General features: G+C 71.9%; 12 protein-coding genes and 2 tRNA genes. 8 read left to right on the forward strand and 6 right to left on the reverse strand.

The features are described 5' to 3' along the window. Positions 1-60: 60 nt before the first annotated feature. From gyrA to KOV94_RS18090, 5 genes are all read left to right on the forward strand, one after another. Positions 61-2,673: a DNA gyrase subunit A gene (gyrA, locus tag KOV94_RS18070; RefSeq protein WP_124342765.1), complete on the forward strand. Its 2,613-nt coding sequence runs from the start codon at positions 61-63 to the stop codon at positions 2,671-2,673. Next, on the forward strand, positions 2,670-3,593 hold the full coding sequence (locus KOV94_RS18075; protein ID WP_124342766.1) for a DUF3566 domain-containing protein: 924 nt from the start codon (positions 2,670-2,672) through the stop codon (positions 3,591-3,593). The genes gyrA and KOV94_RS18075 overlap by 4 nt, the downstream gene beginning before the upstream one ends. A 110-nt stretch (positions 3,594-3,703) precedes the next feature. Next, positions 3,704-3,777, forward strand: a tRNA-Ile gene (locus KOV94_RS18080). Positions 3,778-3,799: 22 nt separating this feature from the next. Then, the gene (locus KOV94_RS18085) at positions 3,800-3,919 is read left to right on the forward strand and encodes a DLW-39 family protein (RefSeq protein ID WP_210728157.1); all 120 of its coding nucleotides are present in this window, start codon (positions 3,800-3,802) and stop codon (positions 3,917-3,919) included. Between the two features lie 40 nt (positions 3,920-3,959). After that, a tRNA-Ala gene (locus KOV94_RS18090) sits at positions 3,960-4,032 on the forward strand. A gap of 86 nt (positions 4,033-4,118) precedes the next feature. On the opposite strand, the gene KOV94_RS18095 is transcribed toward KOV94_RS18090, so the two are convergent. From KOV94_RS18095 to KOV94_RS18115, 5 genes are all read right to left on the reverse strand, one after another. Further along, positions 4,119-4,529 carry an SRPBCC family protein gene (locus KOV94_RS18095; RefSeq protein ID WP_218052804.1) on the reverse strand — a complete coding sequence of 137 codons (411 nt, stop codon included), beginning with the start codon at positions 4,527-4,529 and terminating at the stop codon, positions 4,119-4,121. A gap of 147 nt (positions 4,530-4,676) precedes the next feature. Then, positions 4,677-5,561, reverse strand: coding sequence for a hypothetical protein (locus tag KOV94_RS18100; protein WP_218052805.1), 885 nt, complete (start codon positions 5,559-5,561; stop codon positions 4,677-4,679). Positions 5,562-5,586: 25 nt separating this feature from the next. Then, on the reverse strand, positions 5,587-6,810 hold the full coding sequence (locus KOV94_RS18105; protein WP_218052806.1) for a hypothetical protein: 1,224 nt from the start codon (positions 6,808-6,810) through the stop codon (positions 5,587-5,589). A 130-nt stretch (positions 6,811-6,940) separates the two neighbouring features. Further along, entirely contained in the window at positions 6,941-7,612 is a 672-nt protein-coding gene (locus tag KOV94_RS18110; RefSeq protein ID WP_218052807.1) for a GNAT family N-acetyltransferase, read from the reverse strand. Positions 7,613-7,662: 50 nt separating this feature from the next. Next, positions 7,663-8,226, reverse strand: coding sequence for a hypothetical protein (locus KOV94_RS18115; RefSeq protein WP_124342771.1), 564 nt, complete (start codon positions 8,224-8,226; stop codon positions 7,663-7,665). A gap of 165 nt (positions 8,227-8,391) precedes the next feature. Here KOV94_RS18115 and KOV94_RS18120 point away from each other — a divergent pair, with 165 nt between their 5' ends. The 3 genes from KOV94_RS18120 to KOV94_RS18130 are packed head-to-tail and all read left to right on the forward strand — an operon-like array spanning position 8,392 to position 10,999. Next, a complete protein-coding gene (locus KOV94_RS18120) occupies positions 8,392-9,315 on the forward strand; it encodes an ABC transporter ATP-binding protein (RefSeq protein WP_124342772.1) in 924 nt (307 codons plus the stop codon). Then, positions 9,312-10,166 (forward strand): ABC transporter permease, encoded by an 855-nt coding sequence (locus tag KOV94_RS18125; RefSeq protein ID WP_124342773.1) that lies wholly within the window; start codon positions 9,312-9,314, stop codon positions 10,164-10,166. Before KOV94_RS18120 ends, KOV94_RS18125 begins: the two co-directional genes overlap by 4 nt. After that, on the forward strand, positions 10,163-10,999 hold the full coding sequence (locus tag KOV94_RS18130; protein WP_124342774.1) for an ABC transporter permease: 837 nt from the start codon (positions 10,163-10,165) through the stop codon (positions 10,997-10,999). The genes KOV94_RS18125 and KOV94_RS18130 overlap by 4 nt, the downstream gene beginning before the upstream one ends. Positions 11,000-11,105: 106 nt before the next feature. Here the strand turns inward: KOV94_RS18130 and KOV94_RS18135 are convergent, their stop codons facing one another. Continuing rightward, positions 11,106-14,270 (reverse strand): glycoside hydrolase family 9 protein, encoded by a 3,165-nt coding sequence (locus KOV94_RS18135; protein ID WP_218052808.1) that lies wholly within the window; start codon positions 14,268-14,270, stop codon positions 11,106-11,108. Between the last annotated feature and the right edge of the window lie 131 nt (positions 14,271-14,401).

Consider the following 14,401-nt stretch of genomic DNA (forward strand, 5'->3'; position numbering starts at 1 on the left):
CGCCACGAGGCAGCGCGCCCGCCCCCACGTCCTCCCCCGCCGCACGACAGAAGGAACCCCGTGACCGAGACCCCGGACCAGATCGAGCACGGCCGCATCGAGCAGGTCGACCTGCAGCTCGAGATGCAGCGGTCGTACCTCGACTACGCGATGTCCGTCATCGTGGGCCGTGCGCTGCCCGACGTGCGCGACGGCCTGAAGCCGGTGCACCGTCGCGTGCTGTACGCCATGTACGACGGCGGCTACCGCCCGGACCGCCAGTTCTCGAAGTGCAGCCGCGTCGTCGGCGACGTCATGGGCAAGTACCACCCGCACGGCGACTCGGCGATCTACGACGCCCTGGTCCGTCTGGTGCAGGACTGGTCGCTGCGGTACCCGCTGGTCGCCGGCCAGGGGAACTTCGGCTCCCCCGGTGACGACCCGGCGGCCGCGCCGCGGTACACCGAGTGCAAGATGGCCCCCCTCTCGATGGAGATGGTGCGGGACATCGACGAGGACACGGTCGACTTCGGCGACAACTACGACGGCCGCACGCAGGAGCCGCTCGTCCTGCCCAGCCGGTTCCCGAACCTGCTGGTCAACGGCTCGGCGGGCATCGCGGTCGGCATGGCGACGAACATCCCGCCGCACAACCTGCGCGAGGTCGCCGACGGCGTCCAGTGGTACCTCGAGCACCCCGAGGCGACGAAGGAGGAGCTCCTCGCGGCGCTGCTGCTGCGGATCAAGGGCCCGGACTTCCCGACGGGCGCGACGATCCTCGGTCACCGCGGCATCGACGAGGCGTACCGGACGGGCCGCGGCTCGATCACCATGCGCGCGGTCGTGAACGTCGAGGAGATCCAGGGCCGCATCTGCCTGGTCGTCACCGAGCTGCCGTACCAGGTGAACCCCGACACGCTCGCGAAGAAGATCGCGGACCTCGTCAAGGAGAACCGGGTCTCGGGGATCGCCGACATCCGCGACGAGACGTCGGGCCGCACCGGCCAGCGTCTGGTGATCGTGCTCAAGCGCGACGCCGTCGCGAAGGTCGTGCTCAACAACCTCTACAAGCACACGCAGCTGCAGGACACGTTCGGCGCGAACATGCTCGCGCTCGTCGACGGCGTGCCGCGCACGCTCAGCATCGACGCGTTCGTGCGGCACTGGACGACGCACCAGCTCGAGGTCATCCAGCGACGCACCCGGTACCGGCTGCGCAAGGCCGAGGAGGCCATCCACCTCTACCGCGGCTACCTCAAGGCGCTCGACGCGCTCGACGAGGTCATCGCGCTCATCCGCCGCTCCCCCGACGCGGACCAGGCGCGCGCCGGCCTGATCGAGCTGCTCGACATCGACGAGCAGCAGGCGCAGGCGATCCTCAACCTCCAGCTGCGCCGCCTCGCCGCGCTGCAGCGTCAGGAGATCATGGAGGAGCACGCGAAGCTCGAGGCGCAGATCGTCGAGTTCAACGCGATCCTCGACTCCGAGCAGCGCCAGCGCGACATCGTCAGCACCGAGCTCCAGGCGATCGTCGACAAGTTCGGCGACGAGCGGCGCACGACGATCCTCCCGTTCGACGGCGAGGTGTCCGTCGAGGACCTCATCGCCGAGGAGGAGATGGTCGTCACCATCACCCGCGGCGGTTACGCCAAGCGCACGCGGAGCGACAACTACCGGGCGCAGCGTCGTGGCGGCAAGGGCGTGCGCGGCGCGCAGCTGCGCGAGGACGACATCGTCGACCACTTCTTCGTCACGACGACGCACCACTGGCTGCTGTTCTTCACGAACCTCGGCCGCGTCTACCGCGCGAAGGCGTACGAGCTGCCCGAGGGCGGCCGTGACGCGAAGGGTCAGCACGTCGCGAACCTCCTGGCGTTCCAGCCGGGCGAGACGATCGCGCAGGTCCTGGACGTGCGCAATTACGAGCAGGCCGAGCACCTGGTGCTCGCGACGCAGCGCGGCCTCGTGAAGAAGACGCGTCTGACGGAGTACGACTCCAACCGGTCGGGCGGCGTCATCGCGATCAACCTGCGCGAGGACGAGGAGGGCCGGCCCGACGAGCTCGTCGCCGCGCGCCTGGTCAACTCCGACCAGGACCTCATCCTCGTGTCCCGCAAGGGCCAGTCGGTGCGGTTCACGGCGTCCGACGAGTCGTTGCGGCCCATGGGGCGTGCGACGTCCGGCGTCACCGGCATGAAGTTCCGCGACGACGACGAGCTGCTCGCCATGGACGTCGTCCGCGAGGACGCGTTCCTCTTCACGGTGACCGAGGGCGGCATCGCCAAGCGCACCGCGCTCACGGTCGAGAACTACCGGCAGCAGGGCCGCGGCGGCCTCGGCATCAAGGTCGCGAACCTGCCCGAGGCGAACGGCGACCTGGTCGGCGCGCTCGTGACCGACACCGACGACGAGGTGCTCGTCATCATGGAGCGCGGCAAGATCGTCCGGTCCGCGACGACCGAGGTCAACGCGACCGGCCGCACGACGCAGGGCGTCATCTTCGCGAAGCCTGACGCAGGCGACCGGATCATCGCCGTCGCCCGCAACACTGAGCGACACCTCGGTGAGGATGCCGGTACCGTGGGCGGCGAGAACGGCCAGGGATCCGACGAACCGGACGCCTCGGGGGCCCCCGGCGCGGACGACGCGACCGGTGAGCAGGCCGTCGCCGACCAGTCCTCGGAGGACGCATGACCGACTCGACTCCGCCCTCGATCCCGCCGCGCCTGCGGCCGACGACCCCGACCACGGCGCGTCCGGGGACGTCGTCGGGTGCGAAGTCGTCCGCGAAGTCGCCCACGGCGGCACGCAACGGCAGCGGCCGTGCGGACTCCGCGACGTCGACGTCGAAGCCCGTCCGGCCCGCACCGGCGGACGAGAAGCCGAGCAGCGAGAGCGACGGCGTGTCGACCCCGAAGCGCGACGAGCCGCCGTACCGTGCGTCGGCAGGGGTCCCTCCCCGCACGTCCACGTCGACGGCCGCCTCCACGTCCGCGTCCGACGAGGGCGAGCAGCCCTCGCCCCTCATGGTGGCGGTCGACACCGCGACCGTGTGGTTCAAGAAGGCGGCCGGCGCGACCAGCGCCGCGTTCGCCTCGGTCACCCGACCCCGTACCGAGGACCCGACCATGAGCAGTCCGGCACCGGCCCCCGCCACGTCACCGACAGCGGCCCGCACGGCGACCCGTCCCCCCGCGACCGGCGCGACCTCGCAGGTCCGCCCGGCGACGGGCCGCATCCCGACGGTCGGCGGCCCGCGGCGCGTGCGCCTCGCGGTGTCCCGGATCGACCCCTGGTCGGTCATGAAGCTGTCGTTCCTGCTGTCCGTCGCGATCGGCATCATGATCGTCGTCGCCGCGGCCGTGATCTGGCTGACGCTGGACGGTCTGCACGTCTTCACCGAGGCGAACAACCTCGTGAAGCAGATCACCGGCGAGGAGAGCTCGATCAACATCCTCCAGTACGTCGAGTTCCGGCGCGTGGTCTCGGGTGCGACGCTCATCGCCGTCATCGACGTCTTCCTGCTGACCGCGCTGTCGACGATCGGCGCGTTCCTCTACAACATCGTGGCGGCGCTCGTCGGCGGCGTGCACGTCACCATGACCGACGAGTGACCGAGACCGGCCGGCCGACCGCGCGCGGGGGCCGGTTTGGGCGGGACACCTCGGCTGGGGTAGTCTCGTCCGGCGCGCAGCGCACGTGTTCGCACGTGCGGAAGCGACACGGGCCTATAGCTCAGACGGTTAGAGCGCTTCCCTGATAAGGAAGAGGTCACAGGTTCAAGTCCTGTTAGGCCCACTCCCGACCCGTGGGGGATCCGATGAAGAAGCTCCTGCTCGTGGTGGCGGTCGCCGCCGTCGGTTACGTCCTCTGGCAGAAGTACCAGCAGGACCAGGACGAGCGGGACCTCTGGTCCGAGGTCACCGACACCTTCGAGTGACCGCCTCCCCCACGTGATCGCCGCCCCCGGGCGGCACCCGGGGGCCATGGCGCAATTGGTAGCGCACCTGCTTTGCAAGCAGGGGGTTAGGGGTTCGAGTCCCCTTGGCTCCACACGCGAACGAAGGGCCGCCGACACATGTCGGCGGCCCTTCGTGCATCCCGGGACCGGGGTGACCCGGCCCACCCGGGGGGCGCGATCATCCGGCGGTGCGCTGTTCGACGAGCTGCTTGAGCAGGGTGAGGTCGGTGCGGACCAGGGACTCGTCGCGGTCGAGGTCGGCGTCGGTCATGCCCGGCATCGGGCGGAGGGTGAAGACGACGTCGCACGCGTCGTCGCCGTCGGGGATGGCGCGGAGCGGGACGTGGACGGTGGCGCCCGACGGGGTCAGGACCTCGTGGTCGAGCACGCCGAAGGGGTTCGGGGGAGCGAACCGGACGCGGGCACGGCCCTCGCCGGTCTCGACGTACCACTCACCGTCCTCGTGCACGACGCCGGAGCCCAGACCCGGCGCCCACCGCGGCAGGTTCTCCGGGTCGGAGACGAACGCGTAGACCGCCGGCATCGGGCGGTCGATGTGCTCGCTGAGATGGCGCGTCCTCGTCGTCATGCCGAGATCGTGGCACGAGGCGGCGACAGTCGCGGGCGGACGGCAGAGGGCCGACGGCGGACGGTGGAGGACCCGGCCGCTGGGTCGACGCGCGCACGGTCTCGCCGGCGGACGTCGTGCTTCTCGCGCGGAGACGCCGCGCGCTGGTCAGCTGCTGCCGAGCTGCTCGGCGTAGCGGGCGACCTCCTGGTGCCAGGCGTCGCCGTCGGAGCCGTCGAACGTCCGGTCGACGACCCGCGCGACCTGGACCCGGACGCGGACGGCCACGTCGTCGCCGTAGCGGCCGCGGTGCGCGTCGAACCAGCCGAGGTACGCGACGAGCGCCTCGGGGTCGTGGGTGCCGGCGAGGGCGCCGAGCAGGCGGGTCGCGACGTCGACGATCTCGGGGTCGGTGAGCGGGCGCGCGTGCAGGAGCGCGACGATCCCTCGGACCGCACCGCCGGTGAGGTTCGGCAGGCGCAGGAATCGCTCGGTGAGGCCGGCGACGTCCGCGGTCGTGCGCAGGAGCAGCTCGAACCCGGCTGTCACGGCGACCGGCGAGGTGGTGGTGGCCGCGTCGCGGAGGACGGTGGCGTCGTCGGCGCGCTCGTCGATCCAGCGTCGGATCGTGGTGACCGCGGCCGGCAGGTCGTCGTCGGGGCGGAGCAGCCCGCGCACCACGGGCGGGTCGGTGGCGACCACGAGCACCGGGTCGTCGGCGCCCGGGAGCGCCTGGTCGGCGTACGGGACCTCGCGCAGCGAGTCGGGCGGGAACCGCGGCGCGCCGGGCGGCTCGCGACGGTCGGGGGGGCGGGCGGTGAGGAGCTCGACGGTGAGCGGGCCGTCGGGGGCCGCGCCGAACACCGGGTGGTCGGGGACGACCTCGACGTCCAGCGCGAAGCCGTCGCCGCGGAACGGTGTCTCGTCGGCGGGCACGGGTCGCTCGTCGACCAGCCGGGCCGTCCCGACGAAGGCCGCGGAGGCGGACTCGACGGCGTCGAGCCATGACCCAGCGGCCGGCGTGCGTCGTGGTCCCGCGGACCGCCTGCTCATGCGTCCACCTCCCGGTCGCGCGACCTCACCAGCTCGACTCGACGACCGTCGCGACGTCGTTCGCGACCGGGTCGCCGTGCAGCGGCCACTGCCCGCCGGTGCCGTCGCCGGTCCCGGTCACCCTCGCACCCGACGTGGCGGTCGGCGTGACGACACTCGCGGCGGGCGAGGCGGAGTTGAACGTGACGGTCGTGCCGTAGTCGACGAGCCAGTCGGCGTAGTTGAGCATGATCGCGTTCGTCGACGCCGTGTCCTTGACCGCGAGCCAGCTGCGGAAGCGGTCGCGACCGTCGGTCTTCACGAGCTGCTGCCTGGCCGTCCCGGACCCGACCGTCCACGGCTGGGTGCTGTCCGGGGTGTCCTGCATGGCGGTGTTCTTCGTGCTGGGGTCGGTCGCGCTGAAGGGGAACACCGTCTCGGGCCCGTACCAGGGGCGGAAGCCCGCGTCGCCGTCGCGCACGGGGAGCGAGCTGCACGTGTCGGACACCTTCTTGCGCTCGCCGAAGAACGTCGGGGCGATGCGCGCGAGCAGGCCGGGGGTGTGGCCGGCGGGCTCGTAGTAGAAGTTCCGCGAGGACTCGTACACCGTCTGGAGGAAGCCGATCTCGTACTGCCCGACGCGCGCGGCCGGGCCGGACGCCCGCACGGTGCCGCTCGCCGCGTAGGTCGCGGAGGAGAGGTTGACGTCGGTGCCCGTCTTGGTGACGGCGAGGGGCCGGGCGACGGCGGCGGCGAACGCGCTCGAGTCGAACGTCACCGCCCCCATCATCGACGCCGCCCCGCCGCGCGCGGTCGCGCCGAAGACGGAGGCGACGTTCGCGACCGTGCTGTCGGTGGTGCTGAACCGGTGCGGCGGGGCCGCGCGAGCAGGACCGCGTCGGTCGGGACGTCCGTCGTCGCGACGCCCGCCGGCACGGCGGAGGTCGGCGTGCCGGTGGTCGACGGGCTGCTGGTCGGAGCGGTCGCGGTCGTCGCGCCGGTGGTCGACGTCCTGGACCCCGGAGAGGCCGGCGGGCGGCCGCGACCGGTCGAGCAGGCCCGCGACGGCGCGGTTGCCCGCGGAGCGCTGCAACGCGGTGACGGCACGACGCGTGGGGGCGGGTCCGGTGGGGACGACCGTCGCCGCGATCGCCGCGGCACCCGGCCCACCGGGCTCCACGGCACGCGCGGACGAACCGCGCACGGAGATGTCGGTGACGTCGTGGTCGAGCGGGCCGCCCGACGGGCGGTGGGCGCGGCTCTGCGTCATGACCGGCCTCCCTGGTCGCTCCGCGCGTCGACGCCCGGAGGATGCGTCCAGCGTGCCGACGGGCTCGCTGCCCTCGCAACGCGGGTGCCGCCCGCCGATCGGGCACCTGTCGCTGCCCGAAAGGGCTCGGTCAGCCGCCGTGAGCGGGGAGCAGCTCCCCGCGCAGCGCCTCGACGCCGACGAGCGTGACGGGAGGTCGCATCGACTCGGGTCGCGCCTCCCACTGCGCACGGGTCAGGACGAAGCGCCGGTTCAGCGCCGCCTGGCCGTCGCGCACCATCGGGTCGTCGCCGTTCTCGGCGTAGCCGAGGCGACGCGTCACGCCGAGCGAGCGCGCGTTGTCGGCGAACGCGCCGGTCGTGCAGCGCTCGGCGCCGAGGCCGTCGAACAGCAGGTGCAGGATCATCAGCCGCATCCGGGTGCCGACGCCCGCGCCCTGGTGGCGCAGACCGAGCCACGAGCCGGTCTCGGCGGTCCGCAGCAGGGGGAAGCGCTTCGCGTAGGCGCCCTGGATGCCGAGCACCTCGCCGTCGCGGACGACGCCGAGCTCGACGCGCCAGTCGTCGACGCCGAACGACGCGCGGTTGCCCCACTGGTAGGTGAGGACGTTCCGGGCGACCTCGGCCGGGGTCCCGCGGGTCCACGGCACGGAGAACGGCATGAGGTCGGGTCCGTGGACGCCGTCACCGGCAAGGCGTGCGAGGTCGGCGAGCAGGTCGTCGTCGAGGTAGCGGAGCTCGAGGTCACCGCTGGTGACGCGGACGCCGGCGAGGGGCCAGAGGTCGACGAAGGGGGCCGTCATGCCCGTCAGGGTGTCCGCCGGCCGGCCCGACGGCAACCCGTTTCCGCCGGTCACCACGCGTCACCGCCGCGTGCGCGGTCGGTGATCGCGGCGAGCACGTCGTCGGCGTACACCGGCTCGGCGTGGGGGGTGACGGGGCCGTCGTCGAGCGTCGTCCACTGCCAGTGCGGCGCGACCCGGGCCGTGGTGCCGTGCTCGGCGAGCCGCAGGTCGAGCAGGACGCCGTACCGGTAGCCGAACCGCCGCTGGATCGCCTGCGCGGTGCCCAGGTCGAGCGCGCCGGGGCTGTCGGCCGCGTCGGCGGAGAGCTCGACGAGCAGCAGGTTGTGCTCGGGGCCGAGGCGGCCGCGACGGTGGACGATGAGGTGCGGGGCGCGGGCGGTGCCCTCGTCGAGCCGCACGGACGACTCGAGCACCATGCCCGAACGGTCGTACTCCGCGTCGACGTCCCACGTGCCCTCGATCGTCCCGCGCAGCGCCCAGCCGAGGTGGAAGGAGATCGTGCGCGGGCTGGGCCGGCTGGTGCCCGACGACGGCGCGAACAGCGTCCACTGGTCGACGAGCGTGTTCGTCAACGCGATCCGGACGCGGGCCTGCAGGTCGGCGAGCAGCATGCGCGGACCGTACTCCCCCGCTGCGGCCGTCCTGCGGGACCACCGGCCCGCGACGGTGCCGGGGCCTGGGCCGACACCCAGCGGGCGGATCCCGCAGGATCCGGTTACCGACCGGTCAGGTTTGCCGTCGACCGGTGTGGGTCCGGACGTCTAGGTTGGTCCGCTGTGACACCTGTCATCGCCGCCCGTGGCCTCACCAAGACCTTCGGCGACCTCACCGCCGTCGCCGGCATCGACTTCGAGGTCGCGTCGGGCGAGTCCTTCGGGCTCCTCGGCCCGAACGGCGCGGGCAAGTCGACGACGATGCGCATGGTCGGCGCGGTGTCGACCCGGTCCGGCGGCGACCTGCACGTCCTCGACCTCGACCCCGACACGCACGGGCCGGAGATCCGGTCGCAGCTCGGCGTCGTCCCGCAGGAGGACAACCTCGACACCGAGCTCACCGTGCGCGACAACCTCCTGGTCTACGGCCGCTACTTCGGCCTCCCCCGCCGCGTGTGCGCCGAGCGCGCCGACGAGCTGCTCGAGTTCGCGCAGCTCACCGAGAAGGCGAAGGTCAAGACCGACAACCTGTCCGGCGGCATGAAGCGGCGCCTGACCATCGCCCGCGCGCTCATCAACGAGCCACGCATCCTCATGCTCGACGAGCCGACCACCGGCCTCGACCCCCAGGCACGGCACGTGCTCTGGGACCGGCTGTTCCGGCTCAAGGAGCGCGGCACGACGCTCGTCGTCACGACGCACTACATGGACGAGGCCGAGCAGCTCTGCGACCGGCTGGTCGTCGTCGACCACGGCCGGATCATGGCGGAGGGCAGCCCGGCCGACCTGATCCGCGAGTACTCGACGCGCGAGGTCGTCGAGCTGAGGTTCGGGTCGAGCCGCAACGCCGAGGCCGCCGAGCGCATGGGCGGCGTCACCGAGCGCATCGAGGTCCTGCCCGACCGCGTGCTGCTGTACGCCGACGACGGCGAGGCAGTCGTCGAGAAGGTGCTCGCCCTGGGGCTCGAGCCGACGACGAGCCTGGTCCGCCGGTCCAGCCTGGAGGACGTCTTCCTCCGCCTCACGGGGCGGAGCCTCATCGAATGACGACGACGAGCACCCCGACGCCGACGCCCGCCGCCCAGCGCGCGCTCGCCGCCGGCGCCCTGCCCCGCCGGTTCGGCTGGTGGTACGTCGCCGAGGCGCAGCTGCGCAGCATGAAGGCGTACGGCTGGACGATCGTGGCGAGCGGAGTCGGGCAGCCGCTGCTCTACCTGCTCGGCATCGGGCTCGGCCTCGCCGCGTTCCTCGACGTGTCCGTCGCCGAGGGCCCGGACGGCCCGATCGACTACGTGACGTTCGTGGCGCCCGCGCTGCTGGTCACCGCCGCGGTGGGCGTCGCGATGGACGAGTTCACCTACGCCGTGATGTCGGGGTTCAAGTGGCGGCGGCTGTACTACGCGCCCAACGCGTCGCCGGTGTCGCCGCCCCAGCTCGCGACCGGCGTGGTCGTGGCGTGCGCCGGCCGGATGCTGTTCACGGTGGTCGTGTACTACGCGCTCATGGTCGCGTTCGGGGCGGTCGGTGACCCCGTGTCGGGCCTGCTGATCCCGCTGGTCGGCATCCTGGGCGGGCTCGCGTTCGGCCTGCCCGTGATGGCGTACTCGGCGTCGATCGAGGACGACCGCGGCCAGTTCGCGCTCATCCAGCGGTTCGTGTTCACGCCGATGTTCCTGTTCTCCGGCACGTTCTACCCGCTCGACTCAGTGCCGATCGCGTTCCAGTGGATCGGGTGGATCTCGCCGGTGTGGCACGCGTCCGAGATCGGCCGGTCGCTCAGCTACGGGTCCGCGCCCGGCTCGTGGCCCGTCGGCGTGCACCTCGCGATCCTGCTGGTCATGGCCGGGGTCGGCGGTCTCGTCGCGGGCCGGATCTTCACGCGGAGGCTGCGCGGATGACGACGACCACCGCGACCACGCGTCCCGCGCCGCGCCGACGGTCCCGCGGCGGCGTCCGTGCGCTCTACGCCGGCAACGCGGGCGCCGTCGTCGAGCGCGGCCTGCGCGCCACCCGGTCCGGCAACTGGGTCATCGTGCTGTCGGGCTTCTTCGAGCCCGTGTTCTACCTGCTCGCGATGGGCTACGGGCTCGGCACGTTCGTCGGCGACGTCACGATGGCGTCGGGCGAGACGATCTCGTACGCCGCGTTCGTCGCTCCGGCCCTCCTCGCGGTGTCCGCGATGAACGGCGCCGTGTACGACTCCACGTGGAACGTCTTCTTCAAGATGCACTTCGGCAAGATCTACGACGCGATGCTCGCGACGTCGATCGGGCCGCTCGACGTCGCCCTCGGCGAGATCTCCTACGCGCTCCTGCGGGGCGGTGTCTACGCGCTCGGGTTCCTCACGGTCATGCAGGTCATGGGCCTGAACCTGGCCTGGACCGCGTTCCTGTCACTGCCCGCGCTGCTGCTCGTCGCGTTCGGGTTCGCGTCGGTCGGGATGGCCGTCACGAGCTACATGAAGACCTTCCAGCAGATGGACTGGATCAACTTCGTGATGCTCCCGATGTTCCTGTTCTCGGCCACGTTCTACCCGCTGACGGTCTACCCCGAGGCCGTGCAGTGGTTCATCAAGGCGCTGCCGCTGTGGCACGGCGTCGAGCTGGTCCGCGGCCTGACGACCGGGGAGCTCTCCCCCGCCATGTGGGGGCACGTCGCGTACTTCGTCGGCATGGTCGTCCTGGGCGTCGCGTTCACCACGACCCGCCTGCGCGCGCTCTTCCTCGACTGACGCGTCTCGTCCGCCCGTCGGCTCGCGCCGGACGACGAACGGGCCCCGGTGCACGCGAGGTGCGCCGGGGCCCGTCGACCGTGGCGGTCGCCCTGAGGTCAGCGGGTCAGCCGCAGACCTCACCGTTCACGGTGAACGACGTCGGGTTCGTGTTGGTCCCGTTGTGGGAGCCGTTGAACCCGATGTCGACGCTCTGACCAGGCTGGAGCGTGGCGTTCCACGATGCGCCCGTCGCGGTGACCGTCGTCCCGGTCTGCGACCACGTGGCGCTCCAGCCCTGCGTGACCTGCTGGCCAGAGGGGAAGGCGAACCCGAGGGTCCAGGTGAGGGGCTTCGTGCCGGTGTTGGTGATCTTCACCGCGCCGGTGAAGCCGGTGTTCCACGAGTTCGCCGTGTACGCGACCTTGCACGAGGCGGTCGTCGTCGTGGGCAGCGTCGTGAACGTGACGGCCGCCGAGACCGCCGACCGGTTGCCCGCGCCGTCCTTGGCCCGGACCACGTAGGTGGACGCGGTGTCGGGAGTCAGGCCGGTGAGGACGGTCGACGCGGCCGTGGGCGAGGCGACGAGCGTCTGCGTGGTCCCGTCGACCCGCAGCACCTCGTAGCCGGCGAGCCCGCTGCCGCCCGTGTCGGTCGACGCGGTCCACGTGAGGGTGGCTCCGGTCGTGCCGATGTTCGACGCGAGCGGCGTGCCCGGGACGGTCGGCGCGGTCGTGTCGACCGGCGGTGCGGTCGTCGTGAACGTCACCGAGGCGGACACCGCGGAGACGTCGCCGGCCGTGTTCTTCGCCCGCACGGCGTACGTGTACGCCGTGCTCGGGGTCAGGCCCGTGAGCGCGTACGTCGTGCCCGTGGTCTGCGCGACGACGGTCGTCGTCGTGCCCTGGACCCGCAGGACGTCGTAGCCGGCGACGGCCGGGGTGCCGGTCGACGCGGCCCACGTGAGGGTCGCACCGGTCGACGTGACCGCTGACGCGACGGGCGTGCCCGGCGTGGTCGGCGGCTCGGTCGTGCCCTGCGTCTCGGTCGTGAACGTGACCGCGGCGGACGCGGCCGACACGTTGCCGGCGACGTCCTTCGCCTTGACGACGTACGAGTACGACGTGCCGGGCGTGAGGTCTCGCAGGATGTAGGCCGCCGCGGTGGTGGTGCCGACGAGGGTCTGCGTCGAACCCTGGACCCGGTACAGCTCGTACCCGGCGACGCCCGAGCCGGCGTCGGTGGACGCCGCCCAGGTCAGCGACGCGCCGACGGTCGTGATGCCCGACGCGACCGGGGTGCCAGGGACGGTCGGAGCGGTCGTGTCGGTCGTCGTGCCGGTCGGCTCCTTGCCCCAGATCAGCGTCGAGCCGTCGTAGAGCGTGATCGCCGCTGTCTTGGCCAGCGCCGTCGCGTTGAGGTTCGCGAACGACGGGTCGTTCGCCGCGTTCCAGCCCGTCGGGCCGGTGAGCCGGAACTGGATCTCCCGACGGTGCTGCGACTGGCCGCCCGGGTGGATGTTCTGCCCGACGCAGGACAGCTCGACGTAGCCGAGCGTGCCGCCGGCGGAGACGCCGCGGCCGGACTGCGCGCCGCACTCGCTGTAGTTCGACGACAGCGTGACGTCGGACGCCGAGAACCCGTCGGTGGTGAACCAGTACCGGATCTTGCCGTTCTTGAGCGACCGCGCCGGGAACGCCGACTGGTTGCGGATCATGCCCTTGATCTCGGTGTACGTGGTGCCGGGAGGCTGGTTGAGCATCGCCTCGACGAAGATCTCGTCGCCGTCGGGCGTCTCCCGCGTCGGGAACGACGCCAGCGCGGTGCCGCCGTACTCGTCGACGAGCCGCGCGAGCGCGCTGGTGAACCCGGCGTTGTAGTCCGTCGCGACCTCGTTGGCGACGTAGTCCTGCCGCGAGTCGGTGTACGCGTCGTTGGGTGATCCGGGACCGCCGACGAGTGCGCCGTACAGCACGTGCCGCGACGCGGCGGGCGTGGTGATCGAGTCGAGCCACGACCCGTGCGCGGTGCGGTGGTGCGGCATGGTCGGCGGGTTGGTGCCGAAGCCGACGACGTACGACGACTTGCGCGGGTTGTCGCCGAGCGCGTAGTTGATCTGGCGCACGCCGAAGTCGTGGTATCGCGCCTTGCGCGTCGCGTCGGTGAGCCAGTCGGAGTAGACGAGCGCGACGAACGACGTGTTGGCGGCGTACCGCAGCGCACCCCACGAGTCGAGGACGGCCATGCCGCCGGGCGAGTACGGCACCTTCTGGCCGTTGACGCCGACGGTCCAGTAGTCGAGCCAGCGGTTCGCGTCGTCGACGTACTTCTGCTTGCCGGTCTCCATCGCGAGCAGCGCGTACATGCCGAACTGCTTGTTGTCCCACGCCACGGTCCACTTGTAGGACTTCGTGGTGCTCTGGTTCTCGGTGCCGAGCTTGTCGTACTCCGTCTCCGCCTTGCTCAGGTACGACGCGTCACCCGTCGCCTTGTAGAGCCAGTACGCGCCCCAGACGAGCTCGTCCTGGTAGCCGGACCACGACTTGTAGTACGCCGAGGCGGCGGTGACGCAGTCGGAGTAGCTGCCGCGGTACTGGTCGGCGAAGGAGTAGAGCTGCTTCGCGTGCGAGATCAGCGTCGCGGCGTACGTCGGGTCGTCGCCCTTGAACAGGATCGACGCGGAGGCGAGCGATGCCGCGGTCTCGGCGGCGACGTCGGAGCCGGGGCAGGACGCGGTGATCTTGTGCGACGGCCGCGCCATCGTCATGACCTCGGCCGGGCCCCACCACTTGTGGTCCGCCTCGCCGTCGCCGACCTGCACGTACAGCTCGTTGGGCGCGGTGTGCGCCTTGACGAAGTAGTCGTTGACGAAGCGCAGGTTGTCCTTGAGCTCGTCGAGCTGGCCGGACTTCGTGTACCCGCCGGGGCTGTCGATCGCGCCCCATGCGAGCATCGTCGCGCTGAACGCCATCGGCAGCCCGAACTTCACGTGGTCGCCTGCGTCGTACCAGCCGCCGGTGAGGTCCTTGCCCACGTCGGCGCCGTCGGTGAGGCCCGAGTCGCCGCGCCACGAGACGGGGAAGTTGTCGGGCAGGTCGCCGGAGCGCTGCGCCTGGTAGAAGAACATCGACTTCTGGAGCGCCTCGGCGTAGTTGTACGCGGGGGCGGCGCTCGCGGAGGTCGCGAGCGGGGCGACGAGCAGTCCGGCGGCGACGGCGAGGGCGGAGGCTCCCGCCGTCGCGGTGCGACCGCGGGATCGGGGCGCGCGGGGCGCCGTGGCATGGCCGAGCATGGGGTCCTCTTCCGGGCACGGGAGTGGTGGACGGCGTCCCGTGCTGACCGCTGTCGCTCCGGCACGACGCGCCTGGGGCGCATCGTCCAAACCGGGCGCTTCACCGGTCAACGGCCTAAACGATTCGGTGC

This window comes from Cellulomonas algicola (genome assembly GCF_019024305.1).
GTDB classification, from domain to species: domain Bacteria; phylum Actinomycetota; class Actinomycetes; order Actinomycetales; family Cellulomonadaceae; genus Cellulomonas; species Cellulomonas algicola.

Bases quoted from the DNA above. Each gene is read 5' to 3' on its own strand.
- KOV94_RS18125 (WP_124342773.1), top strand. From the start codon at position 9,312: ATGACGACGACGAGCACCCCGACGCCGACGCCCGCCGCCCAGCGCGCG.
- KOV94_RS18130 (WP_124342774.1), top strand. From the start codon at position 10,163: ATGACGACGACCACCGCGACCACGCGTCCCGCGCCGCGCCGACGGTCC.
- KOV94_RS18095 (WP_218052804.1), bottom strand. From the start codon at position 4,529: ATGACGACGAGGACGCGCCATCTCAGCGAGCACATCGACCGCCCGATG.
- KOV94_RS18115 (WP_124342771.1), bottom strand. From the start codon at position 8,226: ATGCTGCTCGCCGACCTGCAGGCCCGCGTCCGGATCGCGTTGACGAAC.
- KOV94_RS18105 (WP_218052806.1), bottom strand. From the start codon at position 6,810: ATGACGCAGAGCCGCGCCCACCGCCCGTCGGGCGGCCCGCTCGACCAC.
- KOV94_RS18085 (WP_210728157.1), top strand. From the start codon at position 3,800: ATGAAGAAGCTCCTGCTCGTGGTGGCGGTCGCCGCCGTCGGTTACGTC.
- KOV94_RS18075 (WP_124342766.1), top strand. From the start codon at position 2,670: ATGACCGACTCGACTCCGCCCTCGATCCCGCCGCGCCTGCGGCCGACG.
- KOV94_RS18135 (WP_218052808.1), bottom strand. From the start codon at position 14,270: ATGCTCGGCCATGCCACGGCGCCCCGCGCGCCCCGATCCCGCGGTCGC.
- KOV94_RS18110 (WP_218052807.1), bottom strand. From the start codon at position 7,612: ATGACGGCCCCCTTCGTCGACCTCTGGCCCCTCGCCGGCGTCCGCGTC.
- KOV94_RS18100 (WP_218052805.1), bottom strand. From the start codon at position 5,561: ATGAGCAGGCGGTCCGCGGGACCACGACGCACGCCGGCCGCTGGGTCA.